Origin of the sequence: Rhodopseudomonas sp. B29, assembly GCF_000333455.1 — a bacterium.
Lineage (GTDB): Bacteria > Pseudomonadota > Alphaproteobacteria > Rhizobiales > Xanthobacteraceae > Rhodopseudomonas.
Genome location: NZ_BADD01000580.1, coordinates 1 through 20,345, shown reverse-complemented (window position 1 = coordinate 20,345; position 20,345 = coordinate 1). Strand labels below are relative to the sequence as shown.

Sequence of the window (20,345 nt, the reverse complement as noted above, 5' to 3'; positions counted from 1 at the left end):
CTGCACTGCATCGCTCGATTTGGCGCGCACTTATTGCGACCGGCTGATTGGCATGCCATCCGGCCGCGTGGTGTTCGACGGCGTGCCGGCCGAACTCACCGATTCGATCGCTCGCGAACTCTACGATCTCGAAGCCAACGAAGTGCTCGGTAACATGCCGCTGCATGCGCCGGTTCCCGCCGGATTGCCGGAACTCGGCACGGTCGCGGCCTGATTGCCGCGTTCCGCCGCTGCGTGTCCGGTGCACGCCGCGTCCATGATCGTTCGACTACATCGTTAAAACAAACAGGGGTGTCACGATGACCATCGACCGCCGATCCGTTCTGCTCGCCGCCGCCGCGCTGGCGCTCACCGCGTCCGCCGCGTCGGCGCAGGACTACAAGACCAAGTATCCGGAGCTCACCTTCGCGGTGGTGCCGGCTGAGAACGCCTCGGGCGTCACCGAACGCTGGACGCCGTTCGTCGCCTATCTGTCCAAGGAACTCGGCGTCAAGGTGAACCTGCGCATCGCCAACGACTACGCGGCCGTGATCGAAGGCCAGCGCTCCGGCAACATCCAGATCGCCAGCTACGGCTCGGCTTCGTTCGCGCGCGCCCGCCTCACAGGCGTGAAGACCGAAGCCTTCGCCAACGACATCAACAAGGACGGTTCGACCGGTTACTACTCGGTGTTCTTCGTCAAGGCGAACAGCCCGTACAAGGCGATCGACGACCTCAAGGGCAAGAACCTCGGCCTGGTCGATCCGAATTCGACGTCCGGCAACAACGTGCCGCGCTTCGAACTCGACAAGATGGGTATCGCTGACGCCGAAGGCTATTTCGGCAAGGTGGTCTTCACCGGCAGCCACGAGAACGCCATTCTGGCGCTGGCGCAGGGCACCGTCGATGTCGCCGCCAATCAGTGGACCAGCGAAGACGACTCGACGCTGGCGCAGATGCTGCACAAAGGCATGCTGAAGAATGCCGACGGCACGCCGATGAAGAAGGACGACTTCCGCGTCATCCACAAGTCGGCGCCGATCCTGAACGGCCCCTACGCCTACAACGCCGATCTGCCGGACGATCTCAAGGCGGCGATCACCAAGGCGTTCATGGAAGCGCCGACCAAGGAGAAGGACGTGTTCGACCGGCTGTCCGACGGTCAGAAGCTCGGCTTCCATCCGGCCACCACCAAGGACTGGGATGCGACGATCCAGCTGATCAAGTTCGTCGACGCGCTGCGCAAGAAGAAAGCATCCTGATCCTCTGATCGCTTCACGGGCCGGGTCCTTCGGGATCCGGCCTTATTTTTTGGTCACTGAAGGCTTCTGAATGGCACTCGCTATCTCGCTGCTTCCCGAGTCGCAGCTCGCGGCTCTGAATGCAGCCTATCGCAGCGCCCAGGCGCGGCGGCGACGGCGCGCTGCGCTGTTCGTCGGCGTTGCCGTGCTGGCGCTGCTGCTCGCTGCTGTCGGAGCCGAAGTCGATCTGACGACGTTCGTCGAAAAGTTCGGCAATTTCTTCAGCTATTTCGATCGCATATTCCGGCTCGACAGCGGCGCCCGGGTCTGGACCGATCCGGCCGAGTGGTTCTGGGGCTGGCGGAATTGGCTGAAGCTGCTCGGCGAGACCTTGCTGATCAGCTATGTAGGAACGCTGAGCGGCGCCATGCTGGCGCTGCTGCTGAACTTCGTGGCGGCGCGCAACACGGCGCCGCGGCCGTGGCTGATGTTCGTTGTCCGCCGCTTCCTCGAAGTCTGCCGCACCGTGCCTGACATCGTGTTCGCACTGGTGTTCGTGATCGCGTTCGGACTGGGCCCGATGGCCGGCGTGCTGGCGATCGCGATCCATTCGACCGGTGCGCTGGCCAAGCAGTTTGCCGAGATCGTCGAGAACATCGACATGAAGCCGGTCGAGGGCGTGCGCTCGACCGGCGCCGGCTGGATCGCCTGCATGCGCTTCGCGGTGCTGCCGCAGGCGATCGCCGGATTCGCCAGCTACACGCTGCTGCGGTTCGAGATCAACGTCCGCGGCGCGTCGGTGATGGGCTTCGTCGGCGCCGGCGGCATCGGCCAGGAACTCGTGGTGGCGATCCGCAAGTTCTACTACTCCGACGTCAGCGCCATCTTGTTGCTGATCATCGTCACGGTATTTGTGATCGACATCTCGACCGGCTGGATTCGCAGCCGCCTGTTCGGCGGAGAGCGCACATGACCATGCAGGCCGAGCCCGACCTCGCGGCCTTGAAGCTGCGGCATCCCGCTGTGTTCGGGCCCCCGACGGCTTCGCGCCTGGCGAAGCCGGGAATTGGATTAGCGGCGCTGGCGCTGCTGATCTTCGGGCTGATCGACCTCGATTTTTCACCGCAGCGCATCTGGTCCGGGCTCGGCCAGCTCGGCTGGTTCACGCTGCTGATGATCCCGCCGGACCCCGGCTCGTCGCTGCCGACCTATCTCAAAGCGATGGGCGAAACGCTGTCGATCGCGCTGCTCGGCACCACGCTGGCTGCGCTGCTGGCGCTCCCCTTCAGCTTTCTGGCGGCGCGCAACATCGTGCCGACGCAGCTGATCCGGTTTCCGGTGCGACGATTTCTCGATACGATTCGCGGCATCGACGTGCTGATCTGGGCGCTGGTGTGGATCAACGTCGTCGGGCTCGGCCCGTTCGCCGGCGTTCTGGCGATCGCCGTGTCGGATTGCGGCGCCTTCGGCAAACTGTTCTCTGAAGCGATCGAGACGGCAGACCGCAAGCAGGTCGAAGGCGTCCGCGCCGCCGGCGGCAACAAGCTGCATGAAATCCGCTTCGGCCTGCTGCCGCAGGTGCTGCCGGTGATCGCCGGCCAGGTGCTGTACTTCATCGAATCCAACACCCGCTCGGCCACCATCATCGGCATCGTCGGCGCCGGCGGCATTGGCCTGCAACTCGCCGAGCAGATCCGCGTGCTGGAATGGCAGAAAGTGTCGTTCCTGATCCTGATGATTTTGGTTGCCGTGGCGGCGATCGATTTCATCTCCACGCGGTTGCGGTTTGCCATCATCGGCAAGCGTGCGGTGACGTGAGCGCTGCTCTTTCCGTCATTGCGAGCGTAGCGAAGCAATCCAGCTAAGTGCACCGGGCTGGATTGCTTCGTCGGCTTCGCCTCCTCGCAATGACGAGCGCCCGCTAATCCCCCTCCACCAAGAACTCCACGCGCTCTGCCGCAAAGCGGGCGCGGGTGGTGAGGAGCGGCGTGCCATCCGCGGCGACGTCGATGCTCTCGACGACCAGCACCGGCCGGCCGGCCTGTAATTCGAGCCGCGACGCATCGGTGGCGTCGACGATCGAGGCGGTGATGCGCGTCGACAGCCGGCGATAGTCGTCATAGCCGTAATGCGCCAGCACCTTGGTCATCGACCGCGTCGTGGCGAAGATGCGCGGCGCGTCGGGAAAACGTGCCGCCGACACCCAGGTGGTGGCGAGGCTGATCGGCACCCCGTCGGCACTGCGTAGCGCCTCGAGGCGGATCAGCGGAGCGCCGGTCTTGAGATCGAGCTGGCCGGCGAGCGCGCCGGTTGCCGGTTCGTCGACGGCGGCGATCAGCTGGCCGCGCGGCTCGCGACCGCCGGCGCCGATGATCTCGGAAAACCGCGTGCGCGTGCGCAGCGGATAGGCGATGCGCTGGCTGCGCACGAAGGTGCCGCTGCCGCGCTCGGCGCGGACCAGGCCGCGCTCTGCAAGCGCCGCGAGTGCGCGGCGCACGGTGTGGCGATTGACGCCGTAGCTTTCGGCGATCTCGGTTTCGCCCGGCAATTTGCCGCCGGGCAAGTAACGGCCGTCGGCGATCGCGAGCTCGATGCCGTCCGCCACCCGTCGCCACAGCGCAACGCCTGAGGTCGCCGCCTCGGTACTCATCGCGCACAAGCCTTCGTGATCATCGCCGCCTCGGCTGTCTCGTCATGAAGTTTTCATCTTGCGCCTCTATGAGAGTTGTCTAATAACATAGACAACTTAAATCGGGCAAGTGGCCGATGAAAACAGTGCAGGCGGAGAGTTCGGATCAGGCAGCGAAGCTGCCGGTGGCGCGGCGGCAGGCCGCGATGGCGGTGCTGGCCGCCTGTGAGGCGGCGGCGATCGACGCCAGGCTTGGCGACCTCGGCGCGCTGCCGGCGTTCACGATGCTGCGCGAGCCGGAGCAGGGGTTGGTAATGCTGCGCGGCCGAGTCGGCGGCGACGGCGCGGCGTTCAATCTCGGTGAAGCGACGGTGTCGCGCGCGGCGCTGCGGCTCGCCAGCGGCGAGGTCGGCTTCGGCTATACGCTGGGCCGAGACCGCACCAAAGCCAGGCTGATCGCGCTGTGCGACGCGCTGCTACAATCCGCCGGTCATGCCGCGGCGATCGAGACGCAAGTGATCGCGCCGCTGCGTGCCGAACTCGAAGCGCGACGCTTGGAGAAGGCGCGGCAGACGGCAGCCACCAAGGTCGATTTTTACACGCTGGTGCGCGGGGAGGGCTGAGTCATGAGCATTACCGAGCTTGCCGCCGGCTTTGCCGATCCGGTGTTGGCATCGCAATCGGTCTTCCGCACCATCATGGACGCGATGGCGCGGCCCGGCAGCATCCAGCGCATCGCCGCCGCATCCGGCACGCCGTCGCCGCTGATGCGCGGCAGCGCGGCGCTGGCGCTCGCGCTGTTCGATCACGACACGCCGATCTGGCTCGACAAAACGATGGCCGAGGCGGGAGAGGTCGCGCGCTGGCTGAAGTTTCACACCGGCGCGCCGCTGACCAGCGATCCATCAGCCGCGAGCTTCGCGCTGATTGGTGCGGCTGACGCGCTGCCGTCGTTGGACAGCTTTGCTCTCGGAACCGCCGAATATCCGGATCGCTCGACGACGCTGATCATCCAGGTCGCGGGCCTTGGCGCTGGCGAGGCGTTTCGTCTGCAGGGGCCTGGGATCAAAGGCGAGACGCAATTTCAGGCTTCGCTGCAAACGGCCGACTTGTTCGATCGTCTCGCCGTCAACGCCACGTTGTTTCCGCGTGGCATCGATGTCGTGCTGGTCGACGACGATCGCATCGTTGCGATTCCACGTACCACACGACTCGTCGAGGGAGATTGACGCATGTATGTGGCCGTCAAAGGTGGTGAGCGCGCCATCGACAACGCGCACCGGCTGCTCGCAGATACGCGCCGCGGCGACCGGGCGGTGCCGGAGCTGACGCTCGATCAGATCTCCGAGCAACTCGCGCTCGGCGTCGACCGGGTGATGAGCGAGGGGTCATTGTACGACCGCGAGCTCGCCGCGCTGGCCATCAAGCAGGCCCGCGGCGATCTGATCGAGGCGATCTTTCTGGTGCGTGCCTTTCGCGCCACGCTGCCGCGGTTCGGCGCCTCCGAGCCAGTCGACACCGGCGCGATGGCGATCCAGCGCCGCATCTCCTCGACCTTCAAGGATATTCCGGGCGGTCAGATTCTCGGGCCGACCTTCGACTACACGCACCGCCTGCTCGATCCTCAACTCGCCGGTAGCTGCGATCCGGCCGAGCCGGCGAGCGCCGAGGCGAGCGATGCACCGACGCCGCGCGTCACCGACATCCTGCGCCAGGACGGGCTGATCGAGGACTCGCCGGTGGCCGCGGACGATGCGCCGGTCGGCGATCTCACCCGCGAGCCGCTGAACTTCCCGGCCGATCGCGATCTGCGCCTGCAGAATCTCGCCCGCGCCGACGAGGGCTTTCTGCTGGCGCTCGGCTATTCGACCCAGCGCGGCTACGGCCGCAACCATCCCTTCGCCGGCGAAATCCGGTTCGGTGAAGTGGACGTGTACTTCGAGGCCGAAGATGCCGGCTTCGCGGTGCCGCTCGGCAGCATCGCGCTGACCGAATGCCAGATGGTCAATCAGTTCAAGGGCTCGGCGACCGAGGCGCCGCGCTTCACCCGCGGCTATGGCCTCGCTTTCGGCCAGAGCGAGCGCAAGGCGATGTCGATGGCGCTGGTCGATCGCGCGCTGCGTGCCAGCGAACTCGGCGAAGACGTCAAGGCGCCGGCCCAGGACGAAGAGTTCGTGATGTCGCACTCCGACAACGTCCAGGCGACCGGCTTTGTCGAACACCTCAAGCTGCCGCATTATGTCGACTTCCAGTCGGAGCTCGGGCTGCTGCGCAAGCTGCGCGCCGATTTCGAACAGGCGGCGCCGCAGATGCAGGAGGCCGCCGAATGATCGAGGCGTCGTACAACTTCGCTTATCTGGACGAGCAGACCAAGCGGATGATCCGCCGCGCGATCCTGAAAGCGATCGCGATCCCCGGCTATCAGGTGCCGTTCGCCAGCCGCGAAATGCCGATGCCGTACGGCTGGGGCACCGGCGGCGTGCAGGTGACGGCGTCGATTCTCGGCCCGGATGATACGCTGAAAGTTATCGACCAGGGCTCGGACGACACCACCAACGCGATCTCGATCCGCAAATTCTTCGCCAAGACCGCTGGCGTCGCCACCACGACATCGACGCCGGCGGCGAGCGTGATCCAGACGCGGCATCGCATCCCGGAAACGACGCTGCACGAGGGTCAGGTGCTGGTGTATCAGGTGCCGATTCCGGAGCCGCTGCGCTTCCTCGAGCCGCGCGAGACCGAGACGCGCCGCATGCATGCGCTCGCCGAATACGGGCTGATGCATGTCAAGCTGTACGAGGACATCGCCAAGTTCGGCCACATCGCCACGTCCTACGCCTATCCGGTGAAAGTCGCCGGCCGCTACGTGATGGACCCGTCGCCGACGCCGAAATTCGACAATCCCAAGATGAACGATTGCGCGGCGCTGCAGCTGTTCGGCGCCGGCCGCGAGAAGCGCATCTACGCGATCCCGCCTTACACGCAGGTGGTGTCGCTGGATTTCGAGGATCACCCGTTCACACGCTATCGCCAGAACGCGCCCTGCGCGCTGTGCGGCGCCGAGGATTCATATCTCGACGAAATCGTCACCGACGATCGCGGCGGGCGGATGTTCGTCTGTTCCGATACCGACTACTGCGAAGGGCGGCGAGCGCAGGGCCACACCGGCACGGAGTCTGCCCCGATGGAGGCCGCCGATGCTTGATCGTGTCTCGGTGTCTCACGACGACAAGGTCGCCGCGACCGATCAGCCGTTGCTGATTGCGGACGGCCTGTCGAAGCGCTACGGCCGCATCGATGCCTGCCGCGGCGTTTCGTTCGAGCTTTATCCCGGCGAGGTGCTGGCGATCGTCGGCGAGTCCGGCTCGGGCAAATCGACGCTGCTGCAGATGCTGTCGGCACAGCTGGCGCCGAGCGCCGGCCGCGTCTCCTATCGGATGCGCGACGGCGTGCTCCGCGATCTCGCCGCGCTCGGCGAAGCCGAGCGCCGATTGCTGCTGCGCACCGACTGGGGCTTCGTGCACCAGGACCCGGCGCAGGGCCTGCGCATGGCGGTCTCGGCCGGCGCCAATGTCGGCGAGCGGCTGATGGCAATCGGCTGGAATCACTACGGCCGCATTCGCGACACCGCCAGCGACTGGCTGCAACGCGTCGAGATCGACACCAGCCGCATCGACGATGCGCCGCGCACGTATTCCGGCGGCATGCGGCAGCGGCTGCAGATCGCCCGCAATCTCGTCACCGGCCCGCGCCTCGTGTTCATGGACGAGCCGACCGGCGGCCTCGATGTCTCGGTGCAGGCGCGGCTGCTCGATCTGGTGCGCAGCCTCGTCACCGAGCTTGGCCTCGCCGCCATTGTGGTGACGCACGATCTCGCAGTGGCGCGGCTGCTGTCGCATCGCATCCTGGTGATGAAATCCGGCCGCGTCATCGAGACCGGGCTGACCGACCAGGTGCTCGACGACCCGCGCGAGCCCTACACACAACTTCTCGTCTCCTCGATCCTGCCGGCGTGATGACCATGGCCACAACTCCCGCTCTCGTCGTCGACAATGCGCAGAAGAGCTTCGTCATGCACCTGCAGGGCGGCGTGACGCTGCCGGTGGTGCGCGGCGTCAGCTTCACCGTGCAGGCCGGAGAATGCGTCGTGCTGTCGGGCCCGTCCGGCGCTGGCAAGTCGTCGATCCTGAAGATGATCTTCGGCAATTATCGCTGTGATGCCGGCGCGATCCGGATCACGCAGAGTGGCGCCGCGCTCGATATCGCCACAGCGCAGCCGCGCGAAATTCTTGCGGCCCGCCGCGACACGATCGGTTATGTCAGCCAGTTCCTGCGCGCGGTGCCGCGCGTCGCGGCGATCGACGTCGTCGCCGAGCCGCTGGTGGTGCAGGGCGAATCGCGCGAAGAGGCGCGAGAAAAGGCCGGCGTGCTGCTGCGCCGGCTCAACATTCCGGAGCGGCTGTGGGGCCTGCCGCCGGCGACGTTCTCGGGCGGCGAACAGCAGCGCGTCAACATCGCCCGCGGCTTCCTGGCGCATCGGCCCATCCTGCTGCTCGACGAGCCGACCGCATCGCTCGATGCCAACAACCGCAAAGTGGTCGTCGAACTGATCGCCGAAACCAAGGCGCGCGGCACGGCGATCATCGCCATCGTCCACGACGACGAGGTGCGCGCGCAGATCGCCGACCGCATTGTCGACGTCACGTCATTTGCAGCCGCGGCCTAACGACAAGAGAAAGAACACATGAGTGAACCGCAGGACCTGTTGCTCGGCAACGCGAAGCTGGTACTGGCCGATCGGGTGATCGAGCGCGGCTGGATCGCGATCGCGGGCGGCAAGATCGCCGAATTCGGCGAAGGCGATCGAGCCGGCGCCGAAGACATGCGCGGCGAGCTGCTGATGCCGGGCCTCGTTGAACTCCACACCGATCATCTCGAGGCGCATTATCTGCCGCGGCCGAAAGTGTTCTGGGACCCGCTGTCCGCCGTCGTATCCTATGACGGCCAGCTGGCGACCTCGGGCATCACCACCGTGCTGGATTCGCTCCGGGTCTGGCGCGAACAGGGCGCCGAGGAAGTCGATGGCCGTGCCGGTGTGCTGGCCGAAGCGATCTCGGCTGCGCGCGATGCCGATCTGCTGCGCGCCGATCACTTCCTGCACCTGCGCTGCGAGATCCCGATGCCCAGCGTCGTCGAGGAGGCCAAGGAGCTGGTCGATCGTCCCGACGTGCGGCTGATGTCGCTGATGGATCACACGCCGGGCCAGCGCCAGTTCCGTGACGAGGGCAAGCTGCGCGATTACTATCGCGGCAAGGGCGCCGGCAAGACCGACGCCGAGCTCGACGTGTTGTTCGCCCGGCGCCTGGCCAATCAGCAGGCCTATGCGGCGCAGAACATGGTAGAGATCGTCGCGCTGGCCAAGCAGTACAACGTGCCGCTGGCGAGCCATGACGACACCACCGAGGAAAACGTCTCCGACGCGATCCGCGACGGCGTCGCGGTGGCGGAGTTTCCGACCACGCTGGAAGCGGCGCGGGCGCTGCATCAGGCCGGCATCGATATCCTGATGGGCGCGCCCAACGTGGTGCGCGGCGGCTCGCATTCCGGCAACATCGCCGCCGTCGAACTGGCTCAGGAAGGCTTGCTCGACATCCTGTCATCCGACTACGTTCCGTCGAGCCTGCTGCTCGGCGCGCTGCGGCTGCCCGATCATGTCCGCAGCATCGATCTGGCCACCGCGGTGCGCACCGTCACCAAGACTCCGGCGGAGGCTGTCGGTCTTGTTGATCGCGGCGAGATTGCTGTCGGCCGGCGTGCGGATTTGATCCGGGTGCATGTCGCGCGCGGGCTGCCGGCGGTGCGGAGCGTGTGGCGCGAGGGCGTGCGGGTGGCATGACGGAAGCGGCGGCGAGCTTACGCAAGACGTCGGCTCGGATCGGTCCGGGCCGGCTCGTGCTGATCGTCGGCCCGTCCGGCGCCGGCAAGGATACGCTGATCGACGCCGCGCATACGCTGTGCGGAGAAGACAGCAGCATCGTGTTTCCGCGCCGTATCGTGACGCGTGCCGCCTCGGCGGCGGAAGACAACATCCAGGTCTCGCCCGATCAGTTTCGCGCCCTTCTCGCGGACGACCAACTCGCCTTGCACTGGGAGGCCCATGGTCACGCCTACGGCCTGCCGCGCAGCCTCGACAACGATCTGCGCGCCGGGCGGACCGTCGTGGCGAATGTGTCTCGGACAGTGATTGTAGCGGCTCGCGAGGCCTATGATAATGTCGTGGTGGTGCTGATCACCGCGCCGGCCGAAGTTCTGGCGGCCCGCATAGCCGCACGGGCGCGCAGCAGCGACGGCAGCATTCAGGAGCGGGTGGGCCGCAGTGTCGATGCGGCGGCCGATGAGATTATCAACAACGTCGGCCCGATAGCCGATCATGCCCAGGAACTTGCGAGGATCATTCGGCATGGACGCCAGGACTAACCCCGCCACTTCTCCGCTGTTTCCGGTGGTCGAAACCGTCGAGGCGCTGGAGGCAATCTACGGTGTGCCGAATGCGGCCTCGACCGAGAAGGTCGCGCACCACATCACCCCCGCGTATCGCACGCTGATCGAGAAGGCGCCGTTCGCGGCACTCGCCACCATCGGCCCGGAAGGCATCGATTGTTCGCCGCGCGGCGACGTGCCGGGCTTCATCCGCATTCACGACGACACCACGCTGCTGATCCCGGATCGCCGCGGCAACAACCGCATCGATTCACTGCGCAATGTGGTGCGAGACCCGCGCGTCGCGCTGATGTTGCTGATTCCGGGCTGCACCAACGCGGTGCGCATCAACGGCCGCGGTGCCATCACTGCCGACGAAGCGCTGCGCGCGTCGTTCTGCGTCGAAGGCAAGGCGCCGCGCACCGTGCTGGTGATGACCGTCGAGGAAATCTACTTCCAGTGCGGCCGCGCCCTGATCCGCTCCGGCCTTTGGGACCCGAGCAAACAGGTCGACGCCGACAGCCTGCCGACCCCCGGCGAAATCCTCGCCTCGATGACGGACGGCCGCGTCGGCGGCGAAGATTACGACCGTGCTTGGCCCGAACGCGCCAAGGCGTCGATGTGGTAAGGATGATCCACGCAGGAACTCAGCATTGAAATCCGTCATGCCCGGGCTCGTCCCGGGCATCCACGTCTTCGCCTATCCGCGGAGCAAGAACGTGGATGGCCGGGACAAGTCCGGCCATGACGAAGTTGGGATGAGTGAAGCCCATCCACGTCATTGCGAGGAGCGCAGCGACGAAGCAATCCAGCCCGGTGCACTGAGCTGGATTGCTTCGCTTCGCTCGCAATGACGGAATTGGCGTCAGGGCGTAGGTGGCGAGGCATTCAGCGTCGCCAGCATTTGAACCTCACTCCTTCCCCTGATCTGTCACGATGTCGCCGAAGCGTACCCACTTCTCGCCGTCGAACTTCGCCATCTGGAACTGCTTGTTGACGCGGTAGTCGGTCGGGGTGGTGGTGACGCTGATGCCGGGGAGCAGCATGTCGAGCGGTACGTTGGTCATGTGGGTGGCCTGATACATCACGTTGTCGCGGGTTAGATTGTCACCGCAGGCTTTCAACACGTGCACCAACAGCTGCGCGGTGATGTAGCCGTAGACGTTGAAACTCGAATTGCTGTCACCGTCCGGATAGTACTTTGCCATGAAGGCCCGATAGCGCATGTTGCCGGGATCGTTCGCCCACTGCGGATCGTCGTGCTCCTTGACATAGCCGACGCTGATCACGCCCTTGGAAGCTTCGAGCCCGGCAGGCTTGAGCACCTGACCGATCGAGCCGGCGTTGATGTCGATGATGTGGATCGGATGCCAGCCGATCTCGTAGATCTTCTTGATCGCTTGCGCGGCCTGCTTGGGCGTGGCGGCGCTGAACAACAGGTCGGCGCCGGAATCCTTGATCTTCAAGATCTGCGAATCGATGGTCGGCTCGCTGAGTTCGTAGGACGCTTCGGCGACGATCATCTTGGCGGCCTTGTCGCCGAGCCCGGCCTTGAGGCCGGCCAGATAGTCCTTGCCGAGATCGTCGTTCTGGTAGAGCACGCCGACCTTGGCGTCGGGATGTTCCTTCAGGATGAACTGGCCGTAGATCCGGCCCTCGACGAAGTAGCTCGGGTTGAAGCCCATCGTCCACGGAAATTGCTTCGGGTCGCTGAAGCGCGCGGCGCCGGTGGCGGCGAACAGTTGCGGCACCTTCTTGGCGTTCAGATATTTCAGCACTGCGGCGTTCGGCGCGGTGCCGATGATCTGGAACGTGAGCAGCACTTCGTCGCTCTCGACCAGCTTGCGGATCTGCTCGACGGTCTTCGGCGGCGAATAGGCGTCGTCGTACTGGATCAGATTGACCTTGCGGCCGCCCACGCCGCCCTGCTCGTGNATCATCCGGATATAGGCGGCCTCGACCTTGGCGATGTTGCCGAAGGCGGACGCAGGGCCGCTCATCGGCATGGTCTGGCCGACCTTGATTTCGGTGTCGCTGGCGCCCGGATCGTATTTCTTCTCGGCAAACGACGGCGTGGCGAGCGTGGTGGCGAGCAGCAGCGCGACGGCGGCTGCCGTCGTCCGGGACAAAGTCATGGCGTTTCCTCCGAACCGGTCGCTGATCCCCGCCGGCTGTTGATTGCCGCTAGCTTCGGTCTGAAATCCGGATAGGTCAAGTTCATTCATTTAGTGCTAAATGAATTTGTTGCGTCGTCTTGACCGGGCGTGGGCTGGAAACGCATCGTCGGACTTGGCGTCGATCCAGGGCGGCGCCCGGGTAGGGAAGGCGGACAATCATGCCAGCAGCGCCGGGTCGCGAAGGGCGTCGGACGCGCGCCGAGCAACGCGCCGCCAGCGTCAAGACCATCCTCGACACCAGCGAGGAGCTGTTTGCGGAGCGCGGCTATTTCGGCGTGACCATCAAGGACGTCGCCGACCGGATGGGCATCCATCCGGCGCTGATCCACTACTACTTCGACGGCAAGCAGGCGCTGTTCGACGCCGTGTTCGAGCGCCGCATGGCCGGCGCAGTTGCGGCGCGCACCGCCGCGCTCGATGCCTACGAGGCGGAGGCCGGCGATCAGCCGACCATCGAAGGCGTGCTGCACGCTTACTACGATGGCGCGTTCCAAGTGCACAGCGACGACGAAGCCGGCTGGCGCGCCTTCGGCCGCATCTTCGCGCAGGTCAATAACGCGCCCGGCTATGGCGCCGAGCAGATGGACATCCATCTCGACCCAGTGGTGCTGCGGCTGGTGGCACTGCTGCAGAAGGCGCTGCCGGACGCGACTCCCGAAGACCTGTTCTGGAGCTTCCAATTCACGTCCGGGGCCTATTCGCTGATCATGTCGCGCACCGGCCGCATCGACCGGTTGTCGGGCGGCCGCTGTTCGTCGGACGATTTCGACGCGGTGCGCGAGCGGTTCGTGACCTTCATGGCCGCGGGATTGCAGGCGGTGTACGCACGCAACAAACGGGCCTGAGGTCTCAGCTAGCCGCAAGCTGTTTCAGCGGCAGCTTCGAGCTTTCCTTCAGCCGATCCAGCACGATCGACGATCGCACATGGGCGACGCTCTGGTGCGGCATCAGGACGTTGTTGACGAGGTCGGACAGGCCCTTGAGATCGCGTAGCACGGCCTTGATGACGTAGTCGGCGTCGCCGGTCAGCGAGTAGGCTTCCTGGACTTCATCGATGCGACCGATCAGCGCGCGGAATTTCTTAGCGTTGTCGGGCGAGTGCGTCGCCAGCGTCACCTGGATGAAGGCGACGACGCCGAAGCCGAGCGCTTCGCCCGCCAACTCGGCGCGATAGCCGGTGATGACGTTGTCCTGCTCGAGTCGCATCCGCCGCCGCGAGCATTGCGACGGCGACAGCTGCACCCGGTCGGCCAATTCCTGGTTGGTCAGGCGGCCGTCTTCCTGCAGAGCGCTGAGCATCTTGAGGTCGAATGCATCGATCGAGATCATGCGTCAAAGCCACCATTCATGCACACATCGTGCATAGGCTAGCGCAAATGGCTCGCGTTTGCACGCCTCTTGCGCGCCGTTCGAGCAATGATGCGTGCTCAAGCCAAATCTGGAGGAGCCGCCGATGGGACCATTTCCGCACGATGCGCAGCCGGCCACGATCAGCGCCGACAATCCAATGGGCACCGACGGGTTCGAGTTCGTCGAATTCGCCCATCGCGATCCGGCGCAGCTCCACACGCTGTTCAACCTGATGGGCTTCACCCTCGTGGCCAAGCATCGCAGCAAAGCGATCTCGGTCTATCGCCAGGGCGACGTCAACTATCTGGTCAACGAGCAGCCCGGCAGCCACGGCACTGACTTCGTTACTGCGCACGGCCCGTGCGCGCCGTCGATGGCGTTCCGTGTCGTCGATGCCGAGCAGGCCTATGAGCGCGCGATCGCGCTCGGCGCCGAACCGGCCGATGTGACGGCGGCGCAGAAGACGCTCGACGTGCCGGCCATCAAGGGCATCGGTGGCAGTCTCTTGTATTTCGTCGATCGCTACGGCGCGAAGGGCTCTGCCTACGACGCCGAGTTCGACTGGGTAGGCGCCCCTAACGCGCGGCCGGCGGGCGAGGGGCTCTACTACATCGACCATCTGACCCACAATGTCCATCGCGGCCGCATGGATGTGTGGACCGGGTTCTATACCAAGCTGTTCAACTTCCGGCAGATCCGCTTCTTCGACATCGAAGGCCGCGCCTCCGGCCTGTTCTCGCGGGCGCTGACCAGCCCGGACGGCAAGATCCGGATTCCGATCAACGAGGACGCCGGCGATTCCGGACAGATCGAAGAGTATCTCACTCTGTATCGCGGCGAAGGCATCCAACACATCGCCTGCGGCTGCCGCGACATCTACGCGACGGTTGAAGGTCTGCGCAGCGCCGGCCTGCCGTTCATGCCGTCGCCGCCTGAGACGTACTTCAAAAAGATCGACGCGCGGCTGCCGCAGCACGGCGAGGATATCGCCCGCCTGCAGAAGAACGGAATCCTGATCGACGGCGAAGGCGTGGTGAACGGCGGCCAGACCAAGGTGCTGCTGCAGATCTTCTCGGCCAACGCGATCGGCCCGATCTTCTTCGAATTCATCCAGCGCAAGGGCGACGACGGCTTCGGCGAAGGCAACTTCAAGGCGCTGTTCGAGTCGATCGAGGAGGACCAGATCCGCCGCGGCGTGCTGAAGGCGGAGCAGGCGGCGTAAGAACCGCCCGCGCCTCACCGTCATTGCGAGCGAAGCGAAGCAATCCAGCGCAGTGCACTGAGCTGGATTGCTTCGTCGCTTCGCTCCTCGCAATGACGAGGAAATTCTCCCGCCACAACTAACTGTTCACGTTTCCCCCACCCCCCGCGTCAGATACGCCGCCAGCATGGCGCGGGCGTCGTTGCGCCTTCGCGTCAGCCAGTCGGCGGCGCTTAGGTCGGATTCGAACTCTGCCGACAGCGTGTGCATATTGGCGACGTGGAACTGGCTGAGTGCGGCAATCATCACGTAGAGTCGCAGCGGATCGATATCGGGGGCGAGCCGGCCCTCGGCGACACCGCGGGCGAGCAGCCGCTGCGTCATGCCGAGCACCGGTGACGACATCTCCTGAATGCGCGGCGACTTCTTCATGTGCCGCGCCTTCATCATGTTCTCGCTGCGCAGCAGGCTGACCAGATGGCCGTTGCGCTCCAGATGCCCGTTCATGAAATCGAACAGCTTGAGCAGCCCCTCGAGCGGATCGAGATGCATCAGGTCCAGCTTGAGTTCTTCACTGCGCAGCGCGCCGAGCGCGCTTTCCAGCGTCGCGACATACAACGCCGACTTGCTGCCGAACAATTCGTAGATCATCCGCGGATTGGAGCCGGCTTTCTTGACGATGCGGTCGATCCGCGCGCCGGCATAGCCGTGGGTGGCGAATTCGGCGGTAGCAGCTTTCAGGATCTCGGCTCGGTTCTGTTCGGCCGAGCGGCGCGGCCGTCGGCGCGGTTTAGTTTCGGTGTCGAGATCAGTCATCGAGTTCGTCATTTCGCCGTCCGGTCAGCGAGACGCGCGGAAAGCCGTCGGGCCGCATCGAGCAAGGCGCGGTCCTGGCCTGCGCCTGCGACGATCGAGAGGCCGGCGGGGCAGCCGTCGACGGTCGCGACGGGAAGGTTGATCTGCGGCAGCCCGGCATGGCCGGCGATCGACGTCAACGTCAGCGCGCGCCCGTAGAACGGGCCGATCTGCGCGCCGGCGCCGGGCGCGTCCTTGCGCAGCGCGATGCACGGCGCGGTGGGAATCAGCCAGGCGGTGCCGACGCTGAGCTGCGTGCGGAGCTTGGCTCGGATAGCGTCGCGCACCGGCTGCCACCGTGCGACATCTTCGGCGGTGATCTCTTCGGTGCCTGCAAAGCGCGGCGCTATCGCTTCGCCGAAACGGGGCTTGGTCGCGCTGATCCACGGCCCCAGCTCGCGCCAATTCTCCGTGCCTTGCAGAATGCGATAGCAGTCGAACCAGTCGGTCTCGGCCCCGTCGAAGACGGTGATCTCTTGCGTGACTCCGAGCGCGCGACAGACCTCGCGCAGCGCGGCCGCCACCGGCTCGTCGGCGATCGCAAAGGCGTCGCTGACGATAATCAGCTTCTCGATCGGTGCAGGCGAGGCTTTCGGCAGCAGGACGTCGCCGACTTTGGCGAGGATCTCGGGATCCCGCGCGAACCAGCCGACGGTGTCGTAGCTCGGCGCGAACGGCAGAACGCCGTCGAGCGAAAGCGCATTGTGGGTGGGGCGCATACCGTAGATGCCGCAGAAGCTCGCCGGCACCCGCACCGAACCGCCGGTGTCGGTGCCGAGCGCGAAGTCCACGAGACCGGCGGCGACCGCCGAGGCGGAGCCGGATGACGAGCCGCCGGGAATCCGATCCGGGCAGGCCGGATTGAGCGGCGTGCCGTAATGTTCGTTGACGCCTTCGAGGCTGAACGCGAGTTCGTCGGTGATGGTCTTGCCGCGCACGCTGGCGCCTGCGCTAAGTAATCGCTCGACCACGGGGGCGGAACGCTGCGCGGGCTGATGCGTGCGCAGCCAGTCCGGATTGCCGCCACCCGTCGTGGTGCCGGCGACATCGATCAGGTCTTTGACCGCGAAGGTTAGTCCGTCGAGCGCCCCTGCGGCGGTCTGCGGCACCTGAAGCAGCGGACCGGGGACGAATGCGCAGACCTCGCGCGCAGGCGCTCCCCGTTGATTGATGTTGGTCTTCATCCTGCTGTCTCCGATGCGATCTTATTCAGGCGTGCGCGGCCCGGCTTCCGACGACGTGTTCCGACTACAAACTGTGCCGATCTCCCTGACTGCAAGTTCGCTGCCAGAGGGGATTTGCAAACAGAATCAACGCCAGCTTCTGGGGCGCGCGACCCCTCTGCTTGCAGATTCGACAATAGTCGCAGCCGGCGGCTTAAAAAGTAAGCATTTGTTTGTTTGTGGCTGAGGCCCGCAAAATATTCTGTTGAAAAATCAATGGGCTGTGCTGTTGGCATACCGCTTGCTCAAGTTCGCGGGCCGAAGCCAATTCAGCAGTCCAAGAGGGTCACATGAGGTCACGCCGTTCCGTTCTGAAAGCCGCGCTGCTCACCGGCGCGCTGACGTTGTCCGCCACGCTGGCGCACGCCGAGCCGCTCAAGGTCGGCATCCTGATTCCGGGGTCGAAGTCCGACAAGGGCTGGATGGAGTCGTCCTACGACGGCCTGATGGCCGCCGAGAAAAAATACGGCGACAAGATCAAGGTACAGATGATCGAAAACATCAACTACGCCGATATGGATCAGGCGCTGACCAACCTCGCCAGCAAGAACACGCTGGTGATCGGCGTCGGCGGCCAGACCCAGGCGTCGGTGTACAAGATCGCCAAGCGCTTCCCGAAAGTGCACTTCTCGATCGTCGGCGGCAATGACGGCGAGAGCGCCCCGAACGTCGCCGGCTACGACGTCAAGCAGGCCGAGATCGCCTATGTGGCCGGCGCCGCGGCGGCGATGCTGTCGAAAAACGGCGCGATCAGCTATGTCGGCGGCCTTGAGATTCCGTCGATCGTCAATGCCGGCAAGGAATTCGGCAACGGCGCCAAGTCGATCAATCCGAATATCAAATACACCGAGAACTACACCGGCGATTTCGACGACGTCGCCAAGGCCAAGGAAGCGACGCTGGCGGCGATCGCGCAGGGGGCCGACATCCACTACCACATTCTCAATCTGGGCCTGCGCGGCATGGAGCAGGCGGCGAAGGAGAAGGGCACCCACATCATCGGCAGCTACACCGATCGCTGCGGCACCGACCCGCTCTACGTCGCCTATTCGATCACCGGCACCGGCTATCAGGTGCAGTACGCGATCGACCAGGCTGTGAACGGCACCTGGGCGCCGGGCTACAAGGAGTTCGGCCTCAAGATGGGTCCGGAAGCGTCCAACATGGTGATCTGCGGCGCGACGCCGGAGCAGAAGGCCAAGCTCGACGCCATCATGAAGGATCTGCGCGACGGCAAGATCAAGGTGCTGAAGGGCTAGCCATGATCAGCACCTCGCCCGCCGCCGAAGTCTCGGCCGCGCCGCTGCTCAGCCTGTCTCAGGTGACGAAGCGGTTCGGCAGCTTCACCGCATTGTCGGAGGTCTCGCTCGACCTGCGGCCGGGCGAGGTGCATTGCATCCTGGGTGAAAACGGCGCCGGCAAGTCGACGCTGTGCAACGTGATGTTCGGCGTGTACCGGCCGGACGGCGGCGCGATGAGCTATCGCGGCACCGCCTATCAGCCGTCCGGACCGGCGGACGCGCTGGCCCAGGGCATCGCCATGGTGCACCAGCATTTCAGCCTGGTCGGCGACATGAGCGTCGTCGACAACGTGTTGCTCGGCCGCGGTCGCGGCGTGCTCAACCGCAAGGAATGCGCGCGGCAGCTCGCCAAGCTGGCAGATGAGTACGGTCTGCCGCTCGATCCGAATGCCAAGATCGACGACCTCTCGGTCGGCGAGCGGCAGCGGGTCGAGATCGTCAAATGCCTGATCCGCGATCCGCAGCTGTTCGTGCTCGACGAGCCGACCGCGGTGCTGCTGCCGGACGAGATCGCCGCGTTGCTGCAGGTCTGCCGCCGCGTCGCGGCGAGCGGCCGCGCAGTTGTGCTGGTGACGCACAAGCTCGCCGAGATCAAGGAAGTCGCCGACCGCGTCACCGTGCTGCGTGGTGGTCGCACCGTGGCAACCTCGGATGCGCCGGCCAAGCATATCGACGCGTTGGTGCGGGCGATGATCCACGGCGACGTCGCCGAGCTCGACGGCACCGCGGCGTCGACGCTGGGGCTCGGCAAAGTCCAACACGTCGGCCATCAGCCGCCGCCGCGCAGCAAGGTCGAGGCGCTGCAGATCGACGGGCTGACGGTGAAGGATCGCCAGGGCGTCACCCGGCTCGATAATTTCACACTAACTGTCGATCGCGGCGAGATCGTCGGCGTCGCCGGCGTCGAGGGCAACGGCCAGAGCGAACTCGCCGCCGTGCTGGCCGGCATGATGGCGCCGACTTCCGGCCACTTCTATCTCGGCGAGGCCGATCTCACGGGACGCTCGCCCAAAGAGATCACCGCGGCCGGCATCGGCATCGTCTCCGAGGATCGCCACGCGGTCGGCTGCGTCCTCGGCATGAGTCTCGCGGAGAACATCTATCTCAACCGCCTCGACGAGTTCACGCGTTTCGGCTTCCTCAACCGCACCGCTTTGCAGCGCGAGGCGACGACGCTGATGCAGCGCTTCGATGTTCGCGCCCGCGGACCGGGCGCAGCGTTTTCGAGCCTGTCAGGCGGCAATCAGCAAAAGGCCGTGCTGGCGCGCGAGATCACGCTGCCGAACCTGTCGTGCCTCGTCGCGTCGCAGCCGACGCGTGGCCTCGACGTCGGCGCGGTGGCAGCGGTCTACGGCCACATCCGCGAAGCCTGCGGCCGCGGCATCGCGGTGCTGCTGGTATCGTCCGAACTCGACGAACTCCTCAGCGTCGCTGACCGCATCGTGGTGCTGTATCGCGGCCGGATCATGGGCACCTGCGCGGCCGATCCGGCCCGCAAGGCGGAGATCGGCGCAATGATGGCGGGGCAGGCGCAATGACCACGCTCGATCAGCAGAAACAAGCTGCCGCACCGCGCTTCAAGCCGCGGCCGTCGCTGTTAGTCCCGATCGCCGCGGTAGCGTTCGCCGCCGCCGTCGGCCTCATCCTGATCGCGGCGATCGGCGTGTCGGTGCCGGATGCGATCGCGGCGTTCATCGACGGCACCATCGGTTCGCCTTATGCGCTCGCTGCCTCGCTGAACCGCGCCTGCGTGTTCGCGCTGGTCGGCTTCGGCTTTGTGCTCGCCAACCGCGCCAATCTCACCAATGTCGGCGGCGAGGGCCAGATCGCAGTCGGCGGCATCGCCGCCACAGCGGTGGCGCTCTATGGCCATGTGGCTGATCTGCCGCTCGGCCTGGCCTTCATCCTG

At 65.4% G+C, this 20,345-nt stretch carries 22 protein-coding genes and 2 pseudogenes; 19 read left to right on the top strand and 5 right to left on the bottom strand.

Annotated features, from left to right (window positions below):
- The 4 genes and pseudogenes from I5M_RS20825 to phnE (I5M_RS20810) form a co-directional block, all read left to right on the top strand.
- Positions 1 to 214, top strand: a pseudogene (locus I5M_RS20825) (phosphonate ABC transporter ATP-binding protein); the annotation flags it as partial.
- A gap of 85 nt (positions 215 to 299) precedes the next feature.
- Positions 300 to 1,241: a phosphonate ABC transporter substrate-binding protein gene (gene phnD, locus I5M_RS20820; protein ID WP_022723167.1), complete on the top strand. Its 942-nt coding sequence runs from the start codon at positions 300 to 302 to the stop codon at positions 1,239 to 1,241.
- A gap of 70 nt (positions 1,242 to 1,311) precedes the next feature.
- Complete coding sequence (gene phnE / locus I5M_RS20815) at positions 1,312 to 2,193, top strand: phosphonate ABC transporter, permease protein PhnE (protein ID WP_022723166.1); 882 nt, start codon at positions 1,312 to 1,314, stop codon at positions 2,191 to 2,193.
- Positions 2,190 to 3,038 carry a phosphonate ABC transporter, permease protein PhnE gene (gene phnE, locus I5M_RS20810; protein ID WP_022723165.1) on the top strand — a complete coding sequence of 283 codons (849 nt, stop codon included), beginning with the start codon at positions 2,190 to 2,192 and terminating at the stop codon, positions 3,036 to 3,038. The genes phnE (I5M_RS20815) and phnE (I5M_RS20810) overlap by 4 nt, the downstream gene beginning before the upstream one ends.
- A gap of 103 nt (positions 3,039 to 3,141) precedes the next feature.
- Here the strand turns inward: phnE (I5M_RS20810) and phnF are convergent, their stop codons facing one another.
- Entirely contained in the window at positions 3,142 to 3,870 is a 729-nt protein-coding gene (gene phnF, locus I5M_RS20805; protein WP_022723164.1) for a phosphonate metabolism transcriptional regulator PhnF, read from the bottom strand.
- A 116-nt stretch (positions 3,871 to 3,986) separates the two neighbouring features.
- Between phnF and phnG the strand changes: the two genes are divergently transcribed.
- The 10 genes from phnG to I5M_RS32405 are packed head-to-tail and all read left to right on the top strand — an operon-like array spanning position 3,987 to position 11,183.
- Positions 3,987 to 4,472: a phosphonate C-P lyase system protein PhnG gene (gene phnG, locus I5M_RS20800; RefSeq protein ID WP_022723163.1), complete on the top strand. Its 486-nt coding sequence runs from the start codon at positions 3,987 to 3,989 to the stop codon at positions 4,470 to 4,472.
- Between the two features lie 3 nt (positions 4,473 to 4,475).
- Positions 4,476 to 5,078, top strand: a complete 603-nt coding sequence (phnH, locus tag I5M_RS20795) for a phosphonate C-P lyase system protein PhnH (RefSeq protein ID WP_022723162.1) — start codon at positions 4,476 to 4,478, stop codon at positions 5,076 to 5,078.
- Positions 5,079 to 5,081: 3 nt separating this feature from the next.
- The gene (locus I5M_RS20790; protein WP_022723161.1) at positions 5,082 to 6,179 is read left to right on the top strand and encodes a carbon-phosphorus lyase complex subunit PhnI; all 1,098 of its coding nucleotides are present in this window, start codon (positions 5,082 to 5,084) and stop codon (positions 6,177 to 6,179) included.
- On the top strand, positions 6,176 to 7,054 hold the full coding sequence (locus I5M_RS20785; RefSeq protein WP_022723160.1) for an alpha-D-ribose 1-methylphosphonate 5-phosphate C-P-lyase PhnJ: 879 nt from the start codon (positions 6,176 to 6,178) through the stop codon (positions 7,052 to 7,054). Before I5M_RS20790 ends, I5M_RS20785 begins: the two co-directional genes overlap by 4 nt.
- Positions 7,047 to 7,865 (top strand): phosphonate C-P lyase system protein PhnK, encoded by an 819-nt coding sequence (gene phnK, locus I5M_RS20780; protein ID WP_022723159.1) that lies wholly within the window; start codon positions 7,047 to 7,049, stop codon positions 7,863 to 7,865. The genes I5M_RS20785 and phnK overlap by 8 nt, the downstream gene beginning before the upstream one ends.
- Positions 7,865 to 8,575 carry a phosphonate C-P lyase system protein PhnL gene (gene phnL, locus I5M_RS20775; RefSeq protein WP_022723158.1) on the top strand — a complete coding sequence of 237 codons (711 nt, stop codon included), beginning with the start codon at positions 7,865 to 7,867 and terminating at the stop codon, positions 8,573 to 8,575. The genes phnK and phnL overlap by 1 nt, the downstream gene beginning before the upstream one ends.
- 18 nt (positions 8,576 to 8,593) lie before the next feature.
- A complete protein-coding gene (locus I5M_RS20770; RefSeq protein WP_022723157.1) occupies positions 8,594 to 9,745 on the top strand; it encodes an alpha-D-ribose 1-methylphosphonate 5-triphosphate diphosphatase in 1,152 nt (383 codons plus the stop codon).
- Complete coding sequence (gene phnN, locus I5M_RS20765; protein ID WP_022723156.1) at positions 9,742 to 10,326, top strand: phosphonate metabolism protein/1,5-bisphosphokinase (PRPP-forming) PhnN; 585 nt, start codon at positions 9,742 to 9,744, stop codon at positions 10,324 to 10,326. Before I5M_RS20770 ends, phnN begins: the two co-directional genes overlap by 4 nt.
- Complete coding sequence (locus I5M_RS20760; RefSeq protein ID WP_051048800.1) at positions 10,310 to 10,957, top strand: pyridoxamine 5'-phosphate oxidase family protein; 648 nt, start codon at positions 10,310 to 10,312, stop codon at positions 10,955 to 10,957. The genes phnN and I5M_RS20760 overlap by 17 nt, the downstream gene beginning before the upstream one ends.
- 25 nt (positions 10,958 to 10,982) lie before the next feature.
- Positions 10,983 to 11,183 (top strand): hypothetical protein, encoded by a 201-nt coding sequence (locus I5M_RS32405; RefSeq protein WP_148287929.1) that lies wholly within the window; start codon positions 10,983 to 10,985, stop codon positions 11,181 to 11,183.
- Between the two features lie 57 nt (positions 11,184 to 11,240).
- Here I5M_RS32405 and I5M_RS20750 read toward each other — a convergent pair whose 3' ends face one another.
- The gene (locus I5M_RS20750) at positions 11,241 to 12,464 is read right to left on the bottom strand and encodes an ABC transporter substrate-binding protein (RefSeq protein ID WP_022723153.1); all 1,224 of its coding nucleotides are present in this window, start codon (positions 12,462 to 12,464) and stop codon (positions 11,241 to 11,243) included.
- Between the two features lie 200 nt (positions 12,465 to 12,664).
- Between I5M_RS20750 and I5M_RS20745 the strand changes: the two genes are divergently transcribed.
- On the top strand, positions 12,665 to 13,351 hold the full coding sequence (locus tag I5M_RS20745; protein ID WP_022723152.1) for a TetR/AcrR family transcriptional regulator: 687 nt from the start codon (positions 12,665 to 12,667) through the stop codon (positions 13,349 to 13,351).
- Positions 13,352 to 13,355: 4 nt separating this feature from the next.
- Here the strand turns inward: I5M_RS20745 and I5M_RS20740 are convergent, their stop codons facing one another.
- Positions 13,356 to 13,835: an Lrp/AsnC family transcriptional regulator gene (locus tag I5M_RS20740; RefSeq protein ID WP_022723151.1), complete on the bottom strand. Its 480-nt coding sequence runs from the start codon at positions 13,833 to 13,835 to the stop codon at positions 13,356 to 13,358.
- 124 nt (positions 13,836 to 13,959) lie between these two features.
- Here I5M_RS20740 and hppD point away from each other — a divergent pair, with 124 nt between their 5' ends.
- Positions 13,960 to 15,078, top strand: coding sequence for a 4-hydroxyphenylpyruvate dioxygenase (hppD, locus tag I5M_RS20735; protein WP_031337232.1), 1,119 nt, complete (start codon positions 13,960 to 13,962; stop codon positions 15,076 to 15,078).
- 126 nt (positions 15,079 to 15,204) lie between these two features.
- On the opposite strand, the gene I5M_RS20730 is transcribed toward hppD, so the two are convergent.
- Both I5M_RS20730 and I5M_RS20725 read right to left on the bottom strand, forming a co-directional pair.
- Entirely contained in the window at positions 15,205 to 15,873 is a 669-nt protein-coding gene (locus I5M_RS20730; protein WP_159104018.1) for a TetR/AcrR family transcriptional regulator, read from the bottom strand.
- Between the two features lie 8 nt (positions 15,874 to 15,881).
- A complete protein-coding gene (locus tag I5M_RS20725; protein WP_022723148.1) occupies positions 15,882 to 17,096 on the bottom strand; it encodes an amidase in 1,215 nt (404 codons plus the stop codon).
- A 329-nt stretch (positions 17,097 to 17,425) separates the two neighbouring features.
- Here I5M_RS20725 and I5M_RS20720 point away from each other — a divergent pair, with 329 nt between their 5' ends.
- From I5M_RS20720 to I5M_RS20710, 3 genes and pseudogenes are all read left to right on the top strand, one after another.
- Positions 17,426 to 18,394 carry a BMP family protein gene (locus I5M_RS20720; RefSeq protein ID WP_022723147.1) on the top strand — a complete coding sequence of 323 codons (969 nt, stop codon included), beginning with the start codon at positions 17,426 to 17,428 and terminating at the stop codon, positions 18,392 to 18,394.
- A gap of 2 nt (positions 18,395 to 18,396) precedes the next feature.
- Positions 18,397 to 19,974 (top strand): ABC transporter ATP-binding protein, encoded by a 1,578-nt coding sequence (locus I5M_RS20715; protein ID WP_022723146.1) that lies wholly within the window; start codon positions 18,397 to 18,399, stop codon positions 19,972 to 19,974.
- A pseudogene (locus I5M_RS20710) lies at positions 19,971 to 20,345 on the top strand (hypothetical protein); the annotation flags it as partial. The gene I5M_RS20715 and the pseudogene I5M_RS20710, both read left to right, overlap by 4 nt.